The organism is Chitinophaga sp. 10T418 (assembly GCF_056394125.1).
The window spans coordinates 1-23687 of sequence record NZ_JBFTHG010000013.1; the positions used below are offsets into that span (position 1 = coordinate 1).

General features: G+C 43.7%; 16 protein-coding genes and 1 tRNA gene. 10 read left to right on the forward strand and 7 right to left on the reverse strand.

Annotation, left to right across the window (positions count from 1 at the left end; translation table 11 throughout):
* Positions 1 to 290 precede the first annotated feature (290 nt).
* Positions 291 to 364, reverse strand: a tRNA-Asp gene (locus AC1DCV_RS29090).
* 172 nt (positions 365 to 536) lie between these two features.
* Here AC1DCV_RS29090 and AC1DCV_RS29095 point away from each other — a divergent pair.
* Both AC1DCV_RS29095 and dapA read left to right on the forward strand, forming a co-directional pair.
* Positions 537 to 1490, forward strand: coding sequence for an acetyl-CoA carboxylase carboxyltransferase subunit alpha (locus AC1DCV_RS29095; RefSeq protein ID WP_477026470.1), 954 nt, complete (start codon positions 537 to 539; stop codon positions 1488 to 1490).
* A gap of 80 nt (positions 1491 to 1570) precedes the next feature.
* Positions 1571 to 2446 (forward strand): 4-hydroxy-tetrahydrodipicolinate synthase, encoded by an 876-nt coding sequence (gene dapA / locus AC1DCV_RS29100; protein WP_477026471.1) that lies wholly within the window; start codon positions 1571 to 1573, stop codon positions 2444 to 2446.
* Positions 2447 to 2516: 70 nt separating this feature from the next.
* Here the strand turns inward: dapA and AC1DCV_RS29105 are convergent, their stop codons facing one another.
* Both AC1DCV_RS29105 and AC1DCV_RS29110 read right to left on the reverse strand, forming a co-directional pair.
* On the reverse strand, positions 2517 to 3425 hold the full coding sequence (locus AC1DCV_RS29105) for a ribonuclease Z (protein ID WP_477026472.1): 909 nt from the start codon (positions 3423 to 3425) through the stop codon (positions 2517 to 2519).
* Between the two features lie 84 nt (positions 3426 to 3509).
* On the reverse strand, positions 3510 to 3884 hold the full coding sequence (locus AC1DCV_RS29110; protein WP_477026473.1) for an STAS domain-containing protein: 375 nt from the start codon (positions 3882 to 3884) through the stop codon (positions 3510 to 3512).
* 299 nt (positions 3885 to 4183) lie between these two features.
* Between AC1DCV_RS29110 and AC1DCV_RS29115 the strand changes: the two genes are divergently transcribed.
* The 7 genes from AC1DCV_RS29115 to AC1DCV_RS29145 all read left to right on the forward strand — a co-directional run bounded on the left by AC1DCV_RS29115 (position 4184) and on the right by AC1DCV_RS29145 (position 17243).
* Positions 4184 to 6718: an ATP-dependent Clp protease ATP-binding subunit gene (locus AC1DCV_RS29115; RefSeq protein ID WP_331958085.1), complete on the forward strand. Its 2535-nt coding sequence runs from the start codon at positions 4184 to 4186 to the stop codon at positions 6716 to 6718.
* 483 nt (positions 6719 to 7201) lie between these two features.
* A complete protein-coding gene (locus tag AC1DCV_RS29120) occupies positions 7202 to 9001 on the forward strand; it encodes a hypothetical protein (protein ID WP_477026474.1) in 1800 nt (599 codons plus the stop codon).
* A gap of 77 nt (positions 9002 to 9078) precedes the next feature.
* On the forward strand, positions 9079 to 11361 hold the full coding sequence (locus AC1DCV_RS29125) for a hypothetical protein (protein WP_477026475.1): 2283 nt from the start codon (positions 9079 to 9081) through the stop codon (positions 11359 to 11361).
* 21 nt (positions 11362 to 11382) lie between these two features.
* Positions 11383 to 12954 carry a T9SS type A sorting domain-containing protein gene (locus AC1DCV_RS29130; protein WP_477026476.1) on the forward strand — a complete coding sequence of 524 codons (1572 nt, stop codon included), beginning with the start codon at positions 11383 to 11385 and terminating at the stop codon, positions 12952 to 12954.
* 160 nt (positions 12955 to 13114) lie between these two features.
* Complete coding sequence (gene cmk / locus AC1DCV_RS29135; RefSeq protein ID WP_477026477.1) at positions 13115 to 13804, forward strand: (d)CMP kinase; 690 nt, start codon at positions 13115 to 13117, stop codon at positions 13802 to 13804.
* Between the two features lie 638 nt (positions 13805 to 14442).
* Complete coding sequence (locus AC1DCV_RS29140; protein WP_477026478.1) at positions 14443 to 16395, forward strand: tetratricopeptide repeat protein; 1953 nt, start codon at positions 14443 to 14445, stop codon at positions 16393 to 16395.
* An 83-nt stretch (positions 16396 to 16478) separates the two neighbouring features.
* Positions 16479 to 17243: a LytR/AlgR family response regulator transcription factor gene (locus tag AC1DCV_RS29145; protein WP_477026479.1), complete on the forward strand. Its 765-nt coding sequence runs from the start codon at positions 16479 to 16481 to the stop codon at positions 17241 to 17243.
* Between the two features lie 255 nt (positions 17244 to 17498).
* Here the strand turns inward: AC1DCV_RS29145 and AC1DCV_RS29150 are convergent, their stop codons facing one another.
* Complete coding sequence (locus AC1DCV_RS29150; protein ID WP_477026480.1) at positions 17499 to 18722, reverse strand: 4-hydroxy-3-methylbut-2-enyl diphosphate reductase; 1224 nt, start codon at positions 18720 to 18722, stop codon at positions 17499 to 17501.
* A 35-nt stretch (positions 18723 to 18757) separates the two neighbouring features.
* The gene (locus tag AC1DCV_RS29155) at positions 18758 to 19636 is read right to left on the reverse strand and encodes a rhomboid family intramembrane serine protease (protein ID WP_477026481.1); all 879 of its coding nucleotides are present in this window, start codon (positions 19634 to 19636) and stop codon (positions 18758 to 18760) included.
* 356 nt (positions 19637 to 19992) lie between these two features.
* Here AC1DCV_RS29155 and rpsA point away from each other — a divergent pair, with 356 nt between their 5' ends.
* Positions 19993 to 21894, forward strand: a complete 1902-nt coding sequence (gene rpsA, locus AC1DCV_RS29160; RefSeq protein WP_477026482.1) for a 30S ribosomal protein S1 — start codon at positions 19993 to 19995, stop codon at positions 21892 to 21894.
* A gap of 150 nt (positions 21895 to 22044) precedes the next feature.
* Here rpsA and AC1DCV_RS29165 read toward each other — a convergent pair whose 3' ends face one another.
* A complete protein-coding gene (locus tag AC1DCV_RS29165; RefSeq protein WP_477026483.1) occupies positions 22045 to 22809 on the reverse strand; it encodes a cyclase family protein in 765 nt (254 codons plus the stop codon).
* An 86-nt stretch (positions 22810 to 22895) separates the two neighbouring features.
* Entirely contained in the window at positions 22896 to 23555 is a 660-nt protein-coding gene (gene hxpB, locus AC1DCV_RS29170; protein WP_477026484.1) for a hexitol phosphatase HxpB, read from the reverse strand.
* Between the last annotated feature and the right edge of the window lie 132 nt (positions 23556 to 23687).

Below are 23687 nucleotides of genomic sequence, written 5' to 3' on the forward strand. Positions count from 1 at the left end.
TTCTTTTCTTCCAGGTATATATCAATACCCTCTTTATTCTGACTTGAATCAATTAAGTCAAAATACTCTAAAACCCCTGCTGGCAACAGCATCTCTACTAGTTTGCGAAAGTTCTGATCCACGTGTTTCGTTGGCTAATCTGATGCAAAACAACTATTTTTTACACGATCCCCCAAATTTTCAACTTGATCCGGTAAGATAAAAAACGAGAGAAAATTAATCGGAACTCGACTAAATACTCGACTTAAAATAGAAAACCCGCGACTAGCGCGGGTTTCTTCGAAATTTTGCGGACYGGACGGGACTCGAACCCGCGACCTCCGCCGTGACAGGGCGGCATTCTAACCAACTGAACTACCGATCCATTCCCGAAAAATAGTACTAAAAACTTCCTATCTTTCTGTCTCCCAATTCGTTGTGTTGTTCCGTTTTGGGATTGCAAAGATAGCAACAAAGTTCCCAATTAAGCAAATCTTTTTTAAAAAATATTTTCAGCATTATCTTTACACCCGATCTTTAACCAATTTAATCAAATTATGCAATTCCTGGATTTCGAGAAACCTATCGCTGACTTATATGAGCAGCTGGAGAAGCTGAAGGAAAATGGTGAAAAATCAGGCGTAGATGTATCTGCTACCGTGAGCGAGTATGAACAGAAAATCGTTGATACCCGTCAGAATATCTATGGTCACCTTACCCCCTTTCAGCGTGTACAGCTGAGCCGTCATCCGGATAGGCCCTATACGCTGGCATACATCGAAAAGATGTGTACCAACTTTACGGAACTGCATGGCGACCGGAATGTAAAAGACGATAAGGCCATGGTAGGCGGTTTTGCCGATCTGGATGGTGAAACAGTCATGTTTATTGGCCAGCAAAAAGGCATAAACACCAAAATGCGTCAGCTTAGAAACTTCGGTATGGCTAACCCGGAAGGTTATCGCAAAGCCCTCCGTCTCATGAAACTGGCCGAAAGATTCAATAAGCCGGTGGTAACCCTCATTGATACTCCCGGTGCCTATCCCGGACTGGAAGCAGAAGAAAGAGGTCAGGCAGAAGCTATTGCCCGGAATCTCTTTGAAATGGTCAAACTCCGCGTACCCGTAATCTGCATTATAATAGGCGAAGGTGCATCCGGTGGCGCATTAGGCATTGGCATCGGCGACAGGGTATTTATGCTGGAAAACAGCTGGTATACCGTTATTTCTCCCGAAAACTGTTCTACAATCCTCTGGCGTAGCTGGAACTTTAAGGAAAAAGCAGCGGAAGAACTGAAACTTACCTCCGATTATATGAGCCAGTTTGGCCTGGTAGACGGAATTGTTCGTGAACCACTCGGTGGAGCGCACGTAAACCCCGATGAAATGGCTCATTTATTAAAAGTGCGTATCAAGGAAACACTGGCGGAATTAAAGAAAATTGATCCCGATACCCGCATTGAACAACGTATTGATAAGTTCTCCCGTATGGGCTTCTACGAAGAGAAATAAAAAAATATTTAGAGATCACAATAAAAATTTCGAATTTCGGCCTTCGGAATTCGAAATTTTTATTTTCCCGTAAACGCAATATGGAACAACTAAAAGGCACCGGGGTGGCATTGGTAACACCCTTTAAAGCAGATGAAAGCATCGATTGGAATGCTTTGGAAAAGTTGATCAACTACGTGATCGATGGAGGCGTTAACTATGTTGTGTCATTAGGCACAACTGGTGAAACACCTACTCTTTCTGCAGATGAAAAGCTGGATTTGATAAAATTCACTTTCGAAAAGGTGTCGAAGCGGGTGCCTGTAGTGATTGGTATTGGCGATTATAATACCCGGGATGTAGTGAAACGGCTGGAAAAATGCCCACTGGACGAAGCTGCTGCAGTACTCAGCGTAGCGCCGTATTACAGCAAACCTACCCAGGAAGGAATATTTCAGCATTATAAAACTATTGCTGCCGCCTCTCCTAAGCCCATTATCCTGTATAATGTGCCCGGACGTACCGGTCGTAACATGACGGCTGAAACTACCCTGCGCCTCGCGCATGAAGTAGAAAATATCATTGCTATGAAGGAAGCTTCCGGCGATATGATGCAGTGCATGCAGATTATCCGCGATAAACCAAAGGATTTCCTGGTGATCAGCGGTGATGATGGTCTCGCACTGGCCCAACTGGCTTGCGGTATGGACGGCGTTATTTCTGTAGCGGCCAATTATTTTGCTACCGACTTCTCCAGCATGGTACACGCCGCGCTGGTAAATGATTACCCGGCAGCACGTATCCTCAATAACAAAATGCTCGAAGGATTTGAACTGATGTTCTCAGAAAATAATCCGGCTGGTATTAAAGCTTTCCTGCATCATGCAGGTATATGCGGCAATAATTTCCGTCTCCCTGTATTGCCTGTTACAGATGAACTGTACAGCAAGATGGCAGCATATCTGAAGAACTACTAGTTTTAAAATAATAAAAAGAGGGAAGATGATATCATATTATCTTCCCTCTTTTTATTATTAAAGCCAATGGCTATATCATATAGGTAACGCCTTCTTCTGCAATGGAGGTATGCTCAAAAACCGGCCTGGACTCATCCAGAAAAGGTTGTAATTCGGTGTATTTGGAAGAAAAATGCCCGATAAGCAATTGCTTTACTTCGGCCGCTGCCGCCAGGGAGGCTGCCTGCACAGAGGTGCTGTGATAACGCTCTGCTGCCCGTTCCTGCAAATCATGCAAATAGGTGGTCTCATGATACATCATATCCGCATCTTTCAGCCATGGTAGCAGGTTTACATCGTAAATAGTATCTGCACAATACACATATCTTTTACCTGGTGGCGGTGGAACGGTCACCCAGTCGTTTTTAACAACAGAGCCATCTTTCCGCTGATAATCAGCACCATCCTGTAATTTACTGAAATAAGCAGCCGGAATTTCGTAGGCCCTTGCCTGTTCCGGAATCAACTTCCGCTTTCTTTTCTGTAACTCAAATGAAAATCCGAAGCAGGAAATCCTGTGCTGGGTAGGGAAACAACTTACACGCAAGTCCTTATCCTCCAGTATGATACCGCTATACCCGGGTTGAAGTGGCACAAAAGACAATTCAAATTTTAAAACAGTGCCAGAACAATCCAGTTGCAACTGGATAATCTGCTCCAGCTCCGGTGGCGCATATACGCTGAGCGGATCAGTACGCCCCATCAGACTGAGGGTGTTCAACAAACCTATTAATCCAAAATAATGATCTCCGTGAAGATGACTGATGAAAATATATCTCAGCTTACTGCGCTTAATCCTGTATTTGGCAATCTGTAATTGTGTTCCCTCCCCGCAATCCACCAGCAGCAACTGTTCGTTCCAGGTAACTACCTGGGCTGTGGGGTGCCTGTCCAGGGTAGGGATAGCTGAATTGTTACCTAATATTGTTACTGCAAACATGTATTTATCGTTTAGCCGTTAGCTTTTAACTCTTAGTCCGCTGCAATGCCTCAAGGCCCAAAGCTAACGTCTAAAAGCATTTCTCTATTCCATTCCTTCCAATAATTCTCTTTCCAGCTCTTCCATCATGATCAGATCTACCGCCTCGGCMATCGTAGGTGCTATATTTAACATATCATTACCAGCTTCTTTCAGCGCAGCTGTTAAGGTGTTGTTAAGACCGGTCAATGCACAGGAAAGTTTATTGTCATACATATACTGGTATACTGTTAAAATGGCTTCTATTCCTTTTTCATCGGTTTTTTCTACTAATGTCATATCCAGTATGAGATTACGCCCGTTTAGTTCTGGTAATGTGGTCGCAGTGGTAATGAAGTCATCTGACAAATTAGCATCCAGGGCGACTTCTTCCGGACAAAAAACGACTATTTTTTCTTTGGTATCAATTTTGAATTTCATGCGTTGGACGTTGTTTTATACTTTAGTAAAAATAAATTTTGAACAGAGGGAACCCGCCTATAAAATATAACCGCAAGAGATTGAAACAAAAACCTCCATTTCTTCGTAGATATTTTTAAACGAACGTACCCGCATCACCGCAAAAATAATTCTTATACTATTAAAGTGTAAGTTGTTTAAGTTTAAAAAAGGAATAACTTCATTCCGACAGATAACGTGGTAATCTTAAGTCAGAATTATTCGTTATTATTGTATAAGCAAGCCCCCGTAAGGGTTTTTGATAATTTAATAATCTCACAATGGACCAGAATTTTTCACCGCAAGTTAAGGAGATCATTTCGTTCAGCAGAGAGGAAGCTTTACGCCTGGGAAATGACTTCATAGGTACTGAACACCTGCTGTTAGGTATTATTCGAGAAGGCGAGGGCACGGCCGTAAAGATTCTGCAGGCTTTGAACGTAGATCTGTATGAGTTACGCAAGGAAGTAGAGCTGGCTGTAAAAGATAAGACCGGAAAGAATATCGCTAATATCAATAGCCTCCCGCTTACCAGACAGGCAGAGAAAGTAATACGTGTTACTGTATTAGAAGCTAAAGCACTGAAAAGCGCTACGGTGGAAACGGAACACCTCATGCTTTCTATACTTAAGAATAAGGAAAACGTTTGTACACAAATCTTACAACAATTTGACGTGGACTACGATACTTTTAAAAACGAACTGGGCTTTGTAAAATCTGCGGACCCTAAATCAGAATTTGATGATCCGGGCGAAGAAGAGTTTGAGGACGAGAGAAAGAGTTACGCATCCAAAGCCAAACAGACAAATACCAAATCCAAGACGCCCGTACTGGATAACTTTGGTAGAGATATTACCAAGCTGGCCGAAAGTGGCAGCTTAGACCCGATTGTTGGCCGCGAGCAGGAAATTGAAAGGGTATCCCAGATACTTTCCCGCCGTAAAAAGAACAATCCGATTCTTATTGGTGAACCCGGTGTGGGTAAAACCGCCATCGTGGAAGGTTTGGCGCTGCGTATTGTGCAGCGTAAAGTTTCCCGCGTGCTTTTCGATAAGCGCGTGGTAAGCCTCGACCTCGCCGCACTGGTGGCCGGTACCAAATACCGTGGCCAGTTCGAAGAAAGAATGAAGGCCATCATGAATGAACTCGAGAAAAACAGAGATGTGATCCTGTTTATCGATGAAATTCATACAATCGTGGGTGCCGGTGGCGCTTCAGGATCTCTTGACGCTTCCAACATCTTTAAACCTGCACTCGCCAGGGGCGAACTCCAATGCATCGGAGCCTCTACCCTCGATGAGTATCGCATGTACATCGAAAAAGATGGCGCACTCGACCGTCGTTTCCAAAAGGTAATGGTAGAACCACCTAGCGTGGATGAAACCATCCTGATCCTCAACAATATCAAGCAACGTTATGAAGAATACCATAATGTAAGCTATACTGATGCAGCCATTGATGCCTGCGTGAAACTGAGCGACCGCTACATGACCGACCGTCTCCTGCCAGACAAGGCGATTGACGTACTCGATGAGGTAGGCGCACGCGTTCACCTGAAAAACATCAATGTTCCGCAAAATATCCTCGATCTCGAAAAACAGATCGAAGACATTAAACAGGAAAAAAATAAAGTAGTTAAAAGCCAACGCTTCGAAGAAGCCGCTGCTTTACGCGATACAGAAAAGAAACTCGGTGAAGATCTGGAACGCGCCAAAGCCATGTGGGAAGAAGAAGTGAAACATAAACGCTACCCGATTGATGAAGAAGCTATCGCGGAAGTTGTCAGCATGATGACCGGTATCCCTGTTAAAAGGATGGTACAGGCCGAAACTGAGAAGTTACGCCGCATGGGTGAAGATCTTAAGGGCGCCGTGGTTGGACAGGACGAAGCTATCAGCAAAGTCACCAAAGCCATACAGCGTAACCGCGTAGGTCTGAAAGATCCTAAAAAACCAATCGGTACTTTCATATTCCTTGGTCCTACCGGGGTAGGTAAAACAGAGCTCGCCAAATCACTGGCCCGCTACATGTTCGACTCTGACGAAGCGCTGATCCGCATCGATATGAGTGAATACATGGAGAAATTCTCTGTAAGCCGCCTCATTGGTGCTCCTCCGGGATATGTAGGCTACGAAGAAGGTGGACAGCTGACCGAAAAGGTTCGCCGTAAGCCATACTCGGTAATCCTCCTGGATGAAATCGAAAAAGCACATCCGGATATTTATAACCTCCTGTTGCAGGTACTGGATGATGGTATCCTCACCGATGGCCTTGGCCGTAAAGTGGATTTCAAAAATACCCTCATCATCATGACCTCCAACATCGGAGCCCGTCAGTTGAAAGATTTCGGCGCAGGTGTTGGTTTCACTACCAGCGCAAGAGCTGTAAATGAAGAAGAGAATACCAAGTCAGTAATCGAAAAAGCACTGAAACGTACCTTCTCTCCTGAATTCCTGAACAGGATCGATGATGTCATCATCTTCAACTCCCTCGCGAAGGAACATATCTACACCATCATTGACATTACAATGAAGAGTGTACTGAAACGCCTGAACAACCTCGGATTCAGCCTGGAGCTGACAGACGAAGCCAAAGGCTTCCTGGCAGACAAAGGCTACGACCAGCAGTTCGGCGCCAGACCACTGCACAGAGCCATCCAGAAATACCTGGAAGATCCTTTGGCAGAGGAAATCCTCAACATGAATATTCATGATGGTGATATACTCGTAGCAGACCTGGATAAGGAAAATCAGAAGCTGATCTTCACTTTAAAGAACAACTCTTCCAAGAGTAAGTCAGAAAAATCAGAAGCGTAAATAGTACGCCGGAAAATAAAACCAGCCCGTCAAGGTAACTTTACCTCTGACGGGCTTTTTGTTTTTTATAACATGAACATGTTAATACCCCCTACAATCTGTAACCATTTGTTCTATACCTCACGTCACCTTATATATCCACTCCTTTAAGTGTCTTTTATGCTATCAGTACTCACCTGGTAATTGGTTAACTCCCTTTTGATTATCACCCAATAATCAATATTAAAAATGGCACTATCATGTCATTTTTTAAAAAGATATAATATGTCACATTTGCAGTATGTATTTTATATAATCTATATAATTTAATATTTTCTAAAAAGAAACAATTTAGTTTTTTTAATATTAATTGAAATAGACTTAGGCAGACTTGACTGGAATCCTAATACCTCGAAATTTTTAGCAATTTATCCTTATATCCTTCACACCGGCTAATGACAGTGCCGGAGGTGTATTTTGAACAAACTATTTATCCTTATATCTATGAGAAAATCTCTACGTAATGTAGCTCGCGTTATGCTAATAGGTGGTGTAGGCCTTGTCGCCACACAGGCAAACGCACAGTTGAAAGTAGGTAAGAATCCTACCTCTATTCAAAAATCCGCTATACTCGAACTGGAATCAGATAAACAAGGTTTACTGTTACCCCGCGTAGCAGATACTACCTTGATGACCTCACTGAATCCTCCGGACGGGATGATCATCTACTGGACAGCTTCCGGAAATGAAGGCTTCTATGTAAGACACAACTACAAATGGGAAAGAATGGCTACCAAGGCCTCTTCCTGGGATTTACTGGGTAACTTCCTGACAAATGCTGCTACACAATTTATAGGAAGTACCAACAATATCCCATTTGTAATGAAGGCTAATAACAAAGAAGGGGTAAGGATTGACGATGGTAATGTGATGCTCAGCAACAAAGTTACATTGAGTGGTGTTACTACTGATGCTACCAACACATTAGTAGAAGCGGTAATCGTTGACCCAACAGGTGTTGTTTACAAGCGTCAACTCACTAAGGCTGCTTTCTCCAACTTCATGATCAATGCTTCTGCTGAACTGAATCATGTTATCAACACCGATAACGGTACAGATTATAAATTCACTGATGTTAACGTAGCTGGTACGAGCAGCACACATACCCTGAGTATTGCTACCCAGGATGGTACCAAGGGAGTGGGTTTACTCACCAAAGCTGACTGGAAAACATTCAGTGATGCCGCTGCCAAGTCACTTCAGGTAGCAGCCTTCAGCAGTACTTCAAATGCCAATGGTTTAACAATAGATAATACCGGTGCCAATCCTACGATTGCCTTAAACGCAGCTGATGCTACACATCCAGGTGGTGTTTCCACAGGACTGCAAACTTTCGGTGGCGATAAAACATTTGCCGGAAAAATTACAGGCAGCAACGGTCTGGTTATTACAACAGGTGGTGCGAATATTACCGGCGTGACAAATATTACCGGCAATACTAACGTTACAGGTGATGCGGACGTAACCGGTACATTCCATGTACTGAACACTACTAAACTGGATAACACTTTAACTATTACAACAGGTGGTGCAAACATCACTGGTGCTACTAAAGTTACAGGTCCTCTGGAAGTAACTGGTATTCCTAAACTGGGTGGCGTAGTTCCAGGCGGTGCCTTAGACAGTACTTTATTGTTACTGAATAGTTCCAATGAGGTAGTAAGCAGAAAACTTCCTGCATCCTTATTCACTGAGATGACCTTTACGCAAAATCACGCTGGTACGGATCTGAAAGTGGATAAGAATAGTACCACGAATGTAGTAACCGTAAGCGTTCCACAGGCAGATCCATCCGTAATAGGTGGTCTTGTAAGCAATGCTTCCCAATCATTCGCCGGCAATAAAAGATTTGCCAATGATGTAGCTGTGAAATCAACCGTAATAATTGGTGACACTACAAATGCAGCCAATTCCACTTTACAGGTAGCTGGTTCTGTATCTATGTCGATTAAAGAAGTAACAGGAACCGCCTACACAATAGATGCAAGTGATTACACCCTGATCGTAAAAAATACCGCTGCAGTAACCCTTACTTTACCGAGTGCTGCTGGCGCAAAAGGACGTATATACACCATCAAGAAAGTAGCCGCTGATGCTACCAATAATCTTAATAACGCTGTAACTGTAAAAGCAACAGCAGGGCAGTTCATTGAAGACGGTAACTCCGTTGACATCTACAATGACTGGACCTTCATCACCGTACAATCGAACGGTGTTGATACCTGGTACATTATTAAGAAATAAGGTTGAACAGTATTTGAAACGGCTACGTATAACCGTAGCCGTTTCACCTCTTTTTGTGCTTACTTAAATGATGATGTATGAAGCTGCAAGGGCTTGTAAAAGTATGTGCTGCCATGTTGTTCTGTTTAAGCAATCAGCAATTGTTGGCACAACAATTAAAGCTGGGCACTAATCCCACCCTGCTCGATAAAAATGCGTTGCTGGAATTAAAAAGTGATAAACAAGGATTTTTGCTCCCCCGTATTATAAAGGCGCAGATCCTTGCCGGCGGTGCTTTGTATAACGCTGCCGAAGGAATGCTGGTATATATAACAGATGATAAAGCGCTCTACCTCAAGAAAACAACCGGTTGGGAAAAAATAGACTTTTCTATTCTTACAGCTGGCACCGGTATTGGCCTTACAGGTAATACCATCAGCAACACCGGCGTAACAAGCTTCAATACACGCACGGGCAATGTGACGCCGGCAACTGGAGATTATGCCATTACCCAGCTTTCTGACGTAGCCATTACTGCACCGGCAGATAAACAACTACTCCAATACCAGTCCGCTACCAGTAAATGGACTAACATAGCGTTATCATATGTGGATCCCAGCAGAACCTTATCCCTCGCGGCCGGAACCGGTATCGCTTCCGTTACGGCAGTTCCCGCTGGAAATGATCTTTCGCAGAACAGAACCTGGACCATTACAGCCAACACTGGCGCTGCACTCTGGAATGCCAATCAGATCCAGGGGAAAAGTATATTAACCACCGCTCCTAATGAAGGCGATCTGCTGACCTTCACTGCTGGTAACTGGACACCAAAGCCAGCTTCAGCTGCCGGAGTTACTTCTGTAGGATTATCCCTGCCATCTATATTCAATGTTACTACACCAACCGTTACTTCTTCAGGAACGTTAACGGCTTCACTGAATACGCAAAATGCGAATCTTGTTTTTGCCGGCCCGGCTACTGGGGCTGCAGCGGTGCCAACTTTTCGCGCTTTAACAGCCGCAGATATACCAACGCTGAGCAACTATATTCAGAATACAACTACTACACAGGCCACTTCAAACTTTAATATATCCGGTAACGGCGTAATTGGTGGAACGCTTACTGTAAAAGGGTTAACACCTGGTTCCATTCCTTATCTGGGAACAGGTGATGTATTTTCCGAAAATAATGCGCAGTTATTTTGGGATGGCACAAAATCATTACTGGGAATCGGTACCAATACACCCGTGAATAAAGTGGAAATTTCAGGACCTCCGTCTACATCAGCACCATTTTCCACTAGTACTTCCGGACTTCGTTTAACAAATTTGGCAACAGCTACGCCAACTGCAGCCACCTCCAAAGTACTTTCCATCAATAGCACCGGTGATGTGATCTTAACAGATAACCCCGCTACCACCAATTGGTTAACAGGTGGTAACGCCGCCACTGCCACACAGTTCCTGGGTACAACGAATGCGGTTGATATGGTAGTGAAATATAATAATAAAGAACTTTTCAGAGGGTCAAGAGGACAAACGGCCGCAGAAAGTGGCGGAACAGATTTTTCCGGGTACACTTTAACTCTATTGAATGGTGCGACTAAATTTAATGGTCACCCATTGATTATACGTGCAAATGGGAATGATGTACTGGCATTCGAAGATGCTGCAGGTACACCTAAATGGCACTGGAATATATTAGGTGGTGGATTGAATTTTGTGGAAACCAATGTAGCGGACTACCGCTTATTTCTCCAGAATGGAGGAAATGTGGGAGTGGGAACGAGTACGCCCGCCAGATTATTACACGTTGCCGGAAGTATGCGCGTAACAGGGAGTGCTGGCACCCCTACCTCGATCCTGGGCCGTGATGGAAACGGCGATATCAATAATGTAGCAGCAGATGCTACCACCCTCACGATGAATTCAGGTTCACTGTCAGCCAACAGCGACGCCAACATCTGGAACGCTGGTGAAATTCAGGGAGTTAATGTGAGTACAGCAACACCAACAGCCAACCAGGTATTGCAATACAATGCTACCACTACTGCCTGGACGCCTGGCATGATAACTTATCCGATAAAAGTATTGAACAGCGGTACTACGTATACCGTGGCTGCAACTGATTATACTGTAGTTATGACGAGGACGGGCGCAGGTACTTTCACCGTAACACTCCCAGCTGCCTCTACTTTGCCCGGAAGAATATTTATTGTGAGAAAAATATCAGGTTACCTGGTGAACATAACATCTTCTGGTGGTTATATTGATGCGGCAGGTACTACTACCATTCCTTTAGCGGCGGCTAATGCAAAAGCTTCGGCAGTTTTACAATCTGATGGTACCAACTGGTACACATTGTCAATCACTAACCTCTAATACGATAAGAACATATTTATTGTGCTGAGATTCTATTTCATATTACTATTGTTATTCACCGGAGTTCAACTCTCCGCCCAGCAGGGTGTCTACATCCCTTCCGGAGCCACGGTATGGCTCTCCGGCAATACCAACGTAGGCATCTTCGCTGATATGACCAACAATGGTATCCTCGGTTCAAATCCTAATACCACGTTTTATTTCCTCAGTAAATTATGGACTAACGGAAACGGATCTACGCTACCGGACGAAAGTGCAGATGGTGTTTCCGGTACCGGTGGCACCTTCAGTTTTTCCGGTACTACTTCAGGTCAACAAAAAGTATTCGGCGGTTACAGCTTCATCACTAAAACAGGTACCAGCTTTCCCAACCTGCAACTGAGCAACACTGCCGGGCTGTTACTGGACGACCTCAGCGATCTTAAAATCAGGAATAACCTGCATTTTAATAGTGGTCGCCTTTATCTCAATGGCTGGAACCTGCAGGTAGGAGAAAAAACACCAGGCACCATTACTGGTTATTCTGATTACCGCTACGTGGTAACAGGCAAAGGAATCGCCGGTGGATTGCTGTACCGCGCAGGCATCAATAATGCCGCCGGTAAAGTGGTATTTCCCATAGGAACAGATGATAATAGTTATGCGCCTGCCGCTGTATTGATGACAGGTGGTATTGATATGATTGGTGCAAGAGTATACGACAGTGTATTTACAGTGGCGGCTGGCGGTCAGTCTTATCCCGACAGCGTGGTGAATAAAACCTGGAATATCCGCCGGGAAGATAATAGTGGGGGAGAAGTAGATGTTATCCTGCAACATATGGATGTAGACGAGTTACCGGCTTATGCCACCTATCGCGATAGCAGCTTCATTACGCGCTTCGTGGCAGGAGTATGGGACAACGTACCGTTTATTCCTAACAAACCATTGGCAGGTACGCTAACGACCAATCCCATGACCAGCCCTGCTACTATGCACCTCCGACATTTTGCCGCGTTGGGCAGCAATGAATTTTTTGCGAAAACAACCCTGTTTGGATCGGCCAAACCAGTCATGTTCCTGAGCTTTGAAGCATACAGGATAGCACCGGCAATGGTGCAGCTGGACTGGACCACCAGCAAGGAAATATATAATGCAGTGTTTGAAGTGGAACGCCGTTATGAAAGGGAAGAATCATTCAGTAAGATCACGACCGTTCCTACAAAAGCACTCAATGGGAATAGCAGTGTACCACTTAGCTATACCTATCAGGATCCGAATGACTATGACGACTGGACCTATTATCGCATTAAGGCAGTAGGACGGAACGGCAAAGTCACCTATTCTGAAGTACGCGCGGTACCTCCATTTGTACAGATAAACGTATTCCCGAACCCGAACAACGGCCACTTCACTGTAAAGATCCGTGGTATTCGCGGGGACATGCAGATGGAATTGCATGACGTATGGAGCCAGGTACTGCGGAAGTATGATGTGAAAGGAGATAAAGATATTAATATCTCTGACCTGCCTTCCGGCGCTTATTTCCTGGTTATCTATCATAAAGACACAATGAAAGTACTCTATACCTGTAAGGTGATCGTCACCCAATAGCATTACGAATGAATTATTAGGAATGACGGGATTTGAGAGGGTTACTACCTTTTAGATCCCGTCATTCGTAATTGATAATTCGTAATTCTTGTTTTTCTCACCGATTTGCCTCAATTTTGTAGGGTTCTTCCCTATAGACGATTCATTTAAACAGATAGTTTTGAAAAAAATAATCATCACGATAGATGGCTACTCTTCATGTGGCAAAAGCACTTTAGCCAAGCAATTGGCTAAAAGACTGGACTATACCTATATAGACAGTGGTGCTATGTATCGTGCTGTAACCCTTTATTTTATTCAAAACCGTATCGACTGGCTTTCTCATGGAGCCGTAGCCACTGCATTGAAAGATGTACACCTGGATTTTGTACCTAATTCCCTGACAGGTTTATGCGAAATGTACCTGAATAATGAGAACGTGGAACACCTGATCCGGGAAATGGTGGTGGCAGAAAAAGTGAGTGAAGTAGCCGCTGTAAAAGAAGTCCGCGACTTTGCAGTAGCACAGCAAAAGAAAATGGGTACCCGCAAAGGTATTGTAATGGATGGCCGTGATATCGGAACTGTAGTATTCCCACACGCAGAACTCAAGATCTTTATGACCGCTGAAATAGCCATTCGCGTACAGCGCCGTTTTAAAGAATTGTACGAAAAAAACAAGAATATTACCGTTGAAGAAGTAAAACAGAACCTAGAATTAAGAGATTATATAGATGCCAACCGCGAAATAAGTCCACTGCGAAAAGCAGAAGATGCTATAATTCTGGATAACAGTCACTTAAACCTGGAAGATCAGTTGCAACTGGTGATGCAATGGGTGGAAGATGCAATAATGGCGCACTCCTCATAAAATATTATTTTCTTTTATTAAAACTCTTTTATACATTTGTTGTGTAGCAGTATGCTACCAACCCAATAATTTTTCCCACATCCTCCCGAATTTCCAGTAGAATTTATTTGCATGCCAATTGATGTCTCTTTGTTGACACTTTTTGCATACCCAACCTTATCCTCCCTGAGAAATGCTGCTTAGGTAATTTTTGTATAGTAAGTCATTCTGTGCCAACGACATTCGTGTTATTGACCCGACTGAATAAGACAATAGAAAATGTGCGTAAGACGCGTTATTATATATCGTGCTTCCGGAAAGGTCTTATCCTAGCTATATCCACAAGGACCCTTTGCTATTAACCGATTATAAATTGCTATTATATAAAATTCAGCCTGTTGTAGTGTCACCACTGCTTTCAGGCATTAAAGGTAATGTGGGATGGCGTGGCACGCCATTGCTGTCCCATATTTTCAGTAGGTGTATTCGGTTAATAGGAAGAAGGGGCGAATTCTTTCGCCCTTTCGCTTTTTTAAAACTTTTGATTGTCAGATGATTAATATCGATGCCCCAATGTGGACAAGTTGTACGGATATCTTTAAATCGCTACACGTTATTCGTAATTCTTTTTTAAATTGTGTTGTCACACAGACCAGCCAATGTCTATAAAAGGTGTATGTTTTTTGTTCCTCTTCCTCCTGGGAGCCAGCGTAGGAACGGTGGCGCAGGATTCTCTGCGGATTTCCAAGTTGCTGGACTCTGTTCGTATGCTCCCTAATGATACCGCTAAAGTATCCTTGTTGCTCAAAAAAGGAGTGGTCAACAACCGCTATTTTGACTCGCATAAGTTGGAAAACGCCTTCCTGCAGGAAGCGCTTAGCTTGTCGCAGCGCCTCAAATACGCAAAAGGAATGTCTTCGGCATATAACGAAATCGGCACCGCTAAAAGGAATAAGTCCCTGTATATCATTGCGGAAGATTTTCATGAAAAAGCCCTTAAAGCAGCAGAAGAAGCAAAAGATACTTTACTCATCGTTTTCTCCCTGAATAATGCCGGGGTAGACTGCCGGCKACAGGACAAGCTGCAGAAGGCTTTTGATTATCACGTCCGGGCGCTGGTATTGGCCGAAAAAATCAATGATATCCGCAATATTTGCGTAGCTACTAACAGCATCGGTAATATTCAGCTCTCTACCGAAAAGTATAATGATGCCATTACCCATTTTAACCACGCATTAGAGCTGGAAGAAAAAAGTCATAATGAACTGGGAATAGCCATTAACCTCGGTAACCTGGGTTTTGCATACCAGGGCTTGAATAAAGTGGACCTGGCCATTCAATACCATAAACGTTCCCTGGCTATTAACCTGAAAATGAACCGGCCAATAGGTATGGCCATCTGTTACAATGCACTTGGCGCTGCCTATAAAGAAAAGAAAGATTATCCCGCGGCTATGGAATACCTGGAAAAGGCGTTGGAGGTAAATGATAAAGTAGATGATAAAGTCCACGTGGCAGAAAGCTACCTCAGTATAGGGAAACTGCTCGGAGCACAGGGAAGACATGACGAGGCCAGGAAATACATGCAACAATCTATTGACATCAGCACGTTCTGGGGTTTCAAATCTATGTTGATGGATGCTTATAAAGCCCTGGCAGTAGATTATAAAGAAAGTGGGGAGTTTGAGAAGTCACTGGCCGCCACCGATAAATCACTGTTGTACAAAGACAGTATCCTCGATGAGAAATCAGCAATGGCACTCACACAAATGCAAACGATCTATGAGGTAGACAGGAAGGATAATCACATCCGTACCCTGGAACATGATAAAATGATAGGAGAGCTGCGTACCAAACGAAATGTAGTCATCACCTTTTTCCTGGCTGCTTTCTTGCTGATGGCTATTGTAGGCGGGTTTTTCTATATCCGTCACCGTAATCTGAAGGCTAACAAGCAAACCTTACAGCTGGAACTAAGGTCACTCCGCTCCCAGATGAATCCCCATTTTATTTTTAACTCCCTCAGCTCTATTCACCGTTATATCTGGAGTAATAATCAGGAAGAAGCATCAGACTACCTTACCAAGTTTTCCCGGCTCATGCGCCTCATCCTCGATAATACACAACATACCTTTGTTACATTAAATAAAGAACTGGAATCATTAAGGTTGTACCTTGACCTGGAATCGCTACGATGTAATGGCATTTTTGAGTACCACTTTAATATCGATCCGGAGATCAATGACGAGGAAGTACTCATTCCTCCCATGATCTTACAACCATATGTGGAAAACGCTATCTGGCATGGACTCGTTCATAAGCTACCGGAAGAAAAGGGATTACTGGATATCGACATCGTTTTAAAGAAACGAAGCCTGGTATGCACCATTACCGATAATGGAATAGGTCGCAAAAGGGCCATGGAAATAAAAGACAGGAAGGGACGTATGCATACTTCTGTAGGTATGAAAGTAACAGAAGGCAGAATAGATCTGATCCGCAAAATCAATAATAAAGAAGCAAAAGTAACAGTGACGGATCTGGAAGATGAAGCAGGGCAGGGGATAGGAACTAAAGTGACGATTGTGTTGCCTGCCGAATTTATATTTTAATGATTGGCCTTTAGCCAGATTCCACTTCACGATTACATTTAATCCTTAAACCATAAACCAGCTATTAGCTAAAAGCTACTTGTATGAGCGAAATCAAAGCTATCATTGTTGATGATGAGCAACATTGCATTGATGCCCTGCAAACGATGTTACAAAAAAAATGTCCTGGTGTAAATGTGATAGGTTCAGCGAAAAGTGTGCGCGAGGCGAAAGAACAGATAGATGAACTGCAGCCGGACCTGGTATTTCTGGATGTGGAAATGCCCTATCAGAATGGTTTTGAGCTGTTGAAATTATTTGAGAAGGTTTTCTTTGATGTCATCTTTACTACAGCATATGAACAGTATGCATTGAAGGCCATTAAATTCAATGCGTTGGACTATCTGCTGAAACCCTTCAGTGTAAAGGAATTGCAGGATGCCTTGGATAAATGCCGGGAGAAAAAAGTGAATCGCGTAAAAGATCCTGGTGTATCTCCGATGGAAGTGTTTTTGCAAAACATGAAAACACTGCAGCAAACACATAAAAAAATTGCGTTGCCCACCATCAATGGGCTCGTCTTCATGCCGGTGCAAAATATTGTCCGTTGCGAATCTACCGGTAACTATACCCGCATTTTTTTTACCGATAAAAAGAATCTCATGGTATCCCGGCCGCTGAAAGAATTCGAAGAACTGTTGTCGGATGTAGACTTCTTCCGGGTGCATAATTCTCACCTGATAAATATGCAACAGATGCAGTCTTATATACAGGGAGAAGGCGGTTTTGCCCTGATGAGCGATGGCACACAGGTGGAAGTTTCCAGGAGACGTAAAGCTGACTTTTTAAAGAAGGCCATGCAGTTCTGAGTAATATTTTAGAAAGTCAATTCCGATTTTATTCGTTTTTATGCCAGTTATAGTTAATAACCTACCATATAATAAATGGCTATTGCAGGCATATTGTAGATAAACTACTTTTGAATTACGATTTCAATATTAACGCGATATAAAGATTTTATACTCTGCATTACTAGCGTGATTAGCCCCAAAGAAAAAAGACACCTTCGTGGTGTCTTTTTTGTTATATCTTAATCTTGGATAAATATTTACATATAATCTATATTACGCTACTGTAGCCAATTCATCTGCTTTATGTTCCAGCTGATAAAAAGACAGCAACCGGCGGATGACTCCTTCAACGAGGGCGTCCGGACAGGAAGCACCACTGGTCAGCAGAATGGTCACCTGTTCTTTTTGTGGTAAAAAGCTATCACTGTTAATTTCCTTTTTATGATGAAAATCCCAGTGATTAATGGCATTCTCAGAAAGCATATGTTCGGGAGATGAGATAAAATAGGTAGGCAGCTTTTCTTCACATAATTCCACCAGGTGCGAAGTATTGGAGCTGTTGTAACCACCCACTACAATAGCCAGATCAGCGGGTTGCAGCAGCATACCGGTAACGGCAGTCTGGTTATCATTGGTCGCATAACAAAGCGTATCCCGGGTATCAGCAAACCTTTCGCCCACAGTTGCATCCGTAAGCTGAAAAGTAGTGATCATCACCTGCCGTATATAATCAGCGATGGCCTGCGTTTCTGTAGCCAGCATGGTAGTTTGGTTAACTACGCCTACCCGCTGAAGGTCAGTAGCGGCATCAAATCCAGGAGAATACTGGCCTTTAAACAGGTCATAAAACTCATTCGGACGTTTTTGCCCGGTAATGAATTCCGCCAGCAGGGCAGCTTCTTTTATATCTTTTACAACTACGGTAGGGGTGCCTGCCTGGCTATGAGAAAAGGTAGCCCTGGTTTCTTCATGCTTAGGTTTGCCATGCACGATTACCGTATAGTTTTTCTTCCCGATCTGTTCTGCCTTGTTCCACACACGTTCCACAAAAGGGCAGGTAGTATTGTATTTCAGTGGTTCAATACCCAGTGATGCCAGTTGCCGTTCTGTTTCCAGGGTAGTGCCAAATGCAGGAATGATCACAATATCATCGGGCTCCAGGCTTTCCCAGGGTACCAGTTGATGGCCGGAAGTATCCATGATAAATTGTACACCCCGGTCCAGTAAATCATTGTTTACATGCGGGTTATGGATCATTTCACTGAGCAGGAAAATACGTTTGCCTGGATTCTCATCTACTGTTTTAAAGGCAATTTCAATAGCATTTTCCACACCATAACAAAATCCGAAATGGCGGGCCAGTAAAATACGGAGCGGACCGAAATTAAGTTCAGTGGGAGTGAAATCCTTCTTCATGCGGTCCTCCTGCTTGCGCTGGTTTTTTATGGCGCTGATCAGCGGACTGCGATATATGACGGGAACGTTAAATGTTTTCATGTGTTAAATGGCGGAAAATTGAAGGACAAAGTTAATCAGTTTTCTTTGCTCACTTTGTCTAACCAGGCTTTTTCTTCTGCACTGAGGCTTTGATAGCCTTTTTCGTTGATTTTATCCAATAGCTGATCCAGCCTGGACTGGCTGTTGTCGTCCGTTTTCTTCACTACTTTCAGCGGTGATTTTTTGGGTTTGAATTTACGGGTCAGCTGCCGGCTTTCCCGTCTGGTATTGGCATCAAACAGCCATATCAGCGGTCGGCAGATATCAGTACCGGCCTGTAAGATGCGGACATAGAAGAAACCCAGCAGGGAGCCGCCCATATGTGAAATCAGTCCTCCTATGTTACCATTAGGGATAGAAATCAAGCCCAGTACCACCAGTGCCAGTGCCAGCCACTTCAGTTTTACGCTGCCGAGGAACATCAGCCCTATTTCATAGTTGGGCATCAGCGTGGCTGCGGCCACCAGGATACACATGATCGCTGCTGAAGCACCCACCATCGTACTACCCATATAAGCGGGAAACAAAGCGCTGCTCAACAGGTACAGCAGGCCGCCGGCAATACCGCCGAGCAGATATAAGGGGAGCACTCGCTTATTACCCAGGAAATCACGGAAAAGGTTACCGAACCAGTAAAGATTGATCATATTAAACAACACGTGAAATATTTCCTCGTGTGTAAACATATAGGTGATCAGCCCCCATGGCTTTAATATAAAGGCACTCAGCGGCACATGCATGGCCAGCTGATCAAATGTCCATATATAAGGAGCGGGTTGTTTGGTCAGAAAAGCAATAAGACGTAGAATATTGATCCCCAGAAAAACAACAATGTTCCAGAATAACAAATAGTTCACTGTATTACCTTGCCTGAGCCAATAGCGAATGTCCGATTGAAAAGAGGTCCCGTTCATATACACAAATTAAAATAAAATCCGGGATTAAATAATAGTAATTAACATTTTGAATGAAGGAAAAATAAGCCTGTTTACTGCAAATAAATGACAGCTCGCTCTTCCTGGTATATCAACAATAAATCTGTCTTCTGGTTGCTTTTACGTCAAAAAAAATGCCTGATTACACAGTTTAATTTTTTATTGTAGTATAAATATTAATAATACATTTAAAAAATATCTGAAAACTGCGCCCAATACGACAGCGGATAGCGTTTTTCTTCAATAAAAATGTGGATAAACAGGTATTTTTTCGTATTTTTGCCGTCCCATAAAACAGGGAGTCCGGGTATTCCGGATTAAATTTTAAATTTTTTATGAGCGAAAACATCATTCCTAACGAACAAAACGCTGAACAACAGGCTCCGCAAGCAGTTGCGGTTGAAACAGCGACACCAAAGGCTCCTGTAGCTGTAGTTGAAACCGCACATGACGATTTCGACTGGAGCGTTGACAAACGTAACGTTTCTTCTTACAGCAAAGAAGAAAAAGAAAAGTACGACCTGACTTATGACAGCACTTTCAAAGTGTTTGAAGAAAACAGCCTGTTGACAGGTACTGTTGTAGGTTTAACCAACACAGACGTAGTTATCAACATCGGTTTCAAATCTGATGGTTTGATTTCTCTGAATGAATTCCGTGATTTACAAGGTCTGAAGATCGGTGATGAAGTGGAAGTGCTGGTAGTAGAAAAAGAAGACCGCGATGGTAACCTGCACCTGAGCCGTAAACAGGCTCGCCAGAAACGTGCATGGGAAAAAATCGTGGAAGTTTACAAAACAGGCGAAGTGGTTACTGGTACCGTTACCAGCAAAACCAAAGGCGGCTTGATCGTAGACGTGTATGGTATGGAAACATTCTTACCAGGTTCACAGATCGATGTGAAACCAGTTACAGATTACGACCAGTTTGTAGGCAAAACTATGGAGTTCAAGGTGGTGAAAGTAAACGAAACCATCCGCAACGCCGTTGTTTCCCACAAAGCGCTCATCGAAAGCGATATCGAACAACAGAGAGTGGATATCATCAGCAAACTGGAGAAAGGCCAGGTGCTGGAAGGTACTATCAAAAATATCACCGACTTCGGTGCATTCATCGACCTGGGTGGTCTGGACGGCTTACTGTATATCACAGATATCAGCTGGGGCCGTATCTCCCATCCGAGCGAAGTACTGCAGATGGATCAGAAAATCAACGTTGTTGTGCTTGACTTCGATGACGAAAAACGTCGCATAAGCCTGGGCTACAAACAACTGACTCCGCATCCATGGGATACTTTACCAGCTACTATCACCGAAGGTGCTAAAGTAAAAGGTAAAGTTGTAAACATCGAAGATTACGGTGCATTCCTGGAAATCATGCCAGGTGTTGAAGGTCTGGTTCACGTTTCTGAAATCTCCTGGGCTTCTACCCCTATCAACGCTAAAGAATTCTTCAAATTAGGAGAAGAATACGAAGCAGTGGTAGTTACCCTGAGCAAAGACGAGCGCAAAATGAGCCTGTCTATCAAACAACTGACAGAAGATCCTTGGTCTACTATCGAAACTAAATTCCCAGTTGAAAGCCGTCACAAAGGAATCGTGAAAAACATCACTCCTTATGGCGTATTCGTTGAACTGGAAACCGGTATCGGTGGTATGATTCACATCTCTGACCTGAGCTGGATCAAACGTTTCAATCACCCATCCGAATACACTAAAGTAGGTAGCGAAATAGATGTAGTAATCCTGGGTATTGATAAAGACAACCGCAAACTGAGCCTCGGTCACAAACAGATCGAAGAAGATCCATGGAACACCTTCGAAACTATCTTCCCAATCAACTCTGTACACGAAGGTACTGTTGTGAAGAAAGATGACAAGGGTGCTACTGTTCAACTGCAGTACGGTCTGGAAGCTTACGCTCCTGCTCGCCACCTGAGAACTGAAGATGAAAAACCAATCAACGTTGAAGACGTGAAAGAATTCATGATTATCGAATTCGATCGCAGCGAAAAACGTATCCTGGTTTCTCATACCAGAGTTTGGGAAAAAGCACAGGCTGAAGAAAAACAGGCTGTAGTGAAAGAGAAGAGAGACGAAGCGGACAAAACCCGTAAAGCAGTGAAAAACATCCAGGGTAAAGTAGAAAAAGCTACTTTAGGTGATCTGGGTGMTTTAGCTGAACTGAGAGAAAAACTGAAACAATCTGAAGGCGGCGAAGAAAAAAGCGCGCAATAAGATCCGGTTTCATTAAATAATAAATCCCGCTCTGAGTAACATCAGAGCGGGATTTTTTTTTGAGCAAAAAGCAGAAAGCTATTGAAGCGAATKATCAAGACGAATATTATTCCGCTTTTTCATTCGCTTCAATAGCTTTTTGCTTTCTGCTTATTCAAATATCGCGACCACCCGTGCCGGTGCGGCACTGGCGCCTTTTATCTTCAATGGAAACACACTCACCTTAAATCCGGAAGCAGGCAACGCCCCCAGGTTTACCAACTGCTCCATATGACAATATTCCTTTTGCTGACCCACCAGGTGTGCCTGCCAGAAGTAATCATCCTTTTTCTGCGCCTTCGCCTGCTCCGCCATGTATTTCAGCGGCAGATCAAAGCCCCATTGATCAATTCCCATCACTTTTACGCCCTGGTCAATCAGCCAGTGTGTGGCGGCGGCACTCATACCCGTGCCACGCATCGGGTACTCCCGGGTGCCAATATATTTATCACGACCAGTATAAATCAAAACAATCGTACCTGGTGAAATCACCGCACCGCTTTTTTCAAGATCCGCACGTATATCCGCTACCGTTATTTCCTCTAAATCGGCTTTATGAGTCATGTTCAGCACAACGCCAGAACCATAACACCATTCAAGTGGTATCTCATCAATTGTTTTTGCCGGTTCGCCATTAACGGTTGGTCCGTAGTGCCAGGGAGCATCTATGTGAGTGGCTGCATGTACGCCCATGCTGAGAATTTTATCATCGGCCCAGCCTTCAAATCCTTTGGGGAAGAGTTTTGCAGGCAGTCCAATAAAAAAGCGGATCAACCCCCTACTTTGTTTATGCGTTTTGTGCTTTATTTTGATCCGCATAAACCAGGGATCCTGTTTGTTGTAGGAGATGGTTTTAGATAGGTCTACTATTTTCATGATGTTAATTGGAAGATGGTATGTGGTGGTTTTTATCTCATAAAGATGACCAACAAAATACCATCTTCCAAAAACTTTTTTATTGTCTATTTCATCAATAATGCTAACCGTGCATCATTAAATTCAAGAAGACTGTTGAGCTGCAAGTTAGCCAGCGCATAGCGCGGATCTTTTCTGTTATGAGCTTCGGGCACCACCACCGTAGCCATACGTGCTGCCTTGGCCGCTGTCATACCAGTCACCGAATCTTCAAAAGCAATACAGTCCAGTGGATCACTGCTCAACGCTTTGGCACAGGCCAGGTACACTGCCGGATGCGGTTTGCCATAGTCTTCAAATTCTGCGGAATACACTGCCTGGAAAGCGTCTTTGATCTGCAAATGTTCCAGTACCGCATTGATCAGGCGCAGGGGCGAAGAGGAAGCCAGCCCTATTTTGAATTCCTTCTCCTTAAAATACTGAAGGATATAGTGCAAACCTTCCATAGCCGCACCTTCGGCGATGATCTTCGCAATCACACTGTCAATAATTTCATTCACTACCTGTTCTGCACCTTTTCCTTCCCACTTATAATAGTTATGCCAGTAACTCACCACTTCCTTGGTCCGCAGCCCGGTGGTTAAATGCGTCAGCTCAGGAGAAAGCTGAACACCTACCGTGGCAAATACTTCCCGTAAAGCAATACCCCACAAAGGTTCTGAGTCTATCAGCAGGCCATCCATATCAAATATTACCGTATCTATCATATACATCCATCTTTTATGCGCGGCAAAGATAAGAAGTTATGCGGGGAGATGGCAGTAAGTAAGGCGCTTCAATTTGCATTTATCCCCTGGCTGGCCAATGCCGGAAAGGGGAGAAGTCAGGCTCTGCCCACC

Excerpts from the sequence above, each read along its gene's own strand:
- AC1DCV_RS29095 (WP_477026470.1), top strand. The coding sequence starts at position 537 with ATGCAATTCCTGGATTTCGAGAAACCTATCGCTGACTTATATGAGCAG.
- dapA (WP_477026471.1), top strand. The coding sequence starts at position 1,571 with ATGGAACAACTAAAAGGCACCGGGGTGGCATTGGTAACACCCTTTAAA.
- AC1DCV_RS29105 (WP_477026472.1), bottom strand. The coding sequence starts at position 3,425 with ATGTTTGCAGTAACAATATTAGGTAACAATTCAGCTATCCCTACCCTG.
- AC1DCV_RS29115 (WP_331958085.1), top strand. The coding sequence starts at position 4,184 with ATGGACCAGAATTTTTCACCGCAAGTTAAGGAGATCATTTCGTTCAGC.
- AC1DCV_RS29120 (WP_477026474.1), top strand. The coding sequence starts at position 7,202 with ATGAGAAAATCTCTACGTAATGTAGCTCGCGTTATGCTAATAGGTGGT.
- AC1DCV_RS29125 (WP_477026475.1), top strand. The coding sequence starts at position 9,079 with ATGAAGCTGCAAGGGCTTGTAAAAGTATGTGCTGCCATGTTGTTCTGT.
- AC1DCV_RS29145 (WP_477026479.1), top strand. The coding sequence starts at position 16,479 with ATGAGCGAAATCAAAGCTATCATTGTTGATGATGAGCAACATTGCATT.
- AC1DCV_RS29150 (WP_477026480.1), bottom strand. The coding sequence starts at position 18,722 with ATGAAAACATTTAACGTTCCCGTCATATATCGCAGTCCGCTGATCAGC.
- AC1DCV_RS29155 (WP_477026481.1), bottom strand. The coding sequence starts at position 19,636 with ATGAACGGGACCTCTTTTCAATCGGACATTCGCTATTGGCTCAGGCAA.
- AC1DCV_RS29165 (WP_477026483.1), bottom strand. The coding sequence starts at position 22,809 with ATGAAAATAGTAGACCTATCTAAAACCATCTCCTACAACAAACAGGAT.
- hxpB (WP_477026484.1), bottom strand. The coding sequence starts at position 23,555 with ATGATAGATACGGTAATATTTGATATGGATGGCCTGCTGATAGACTCA.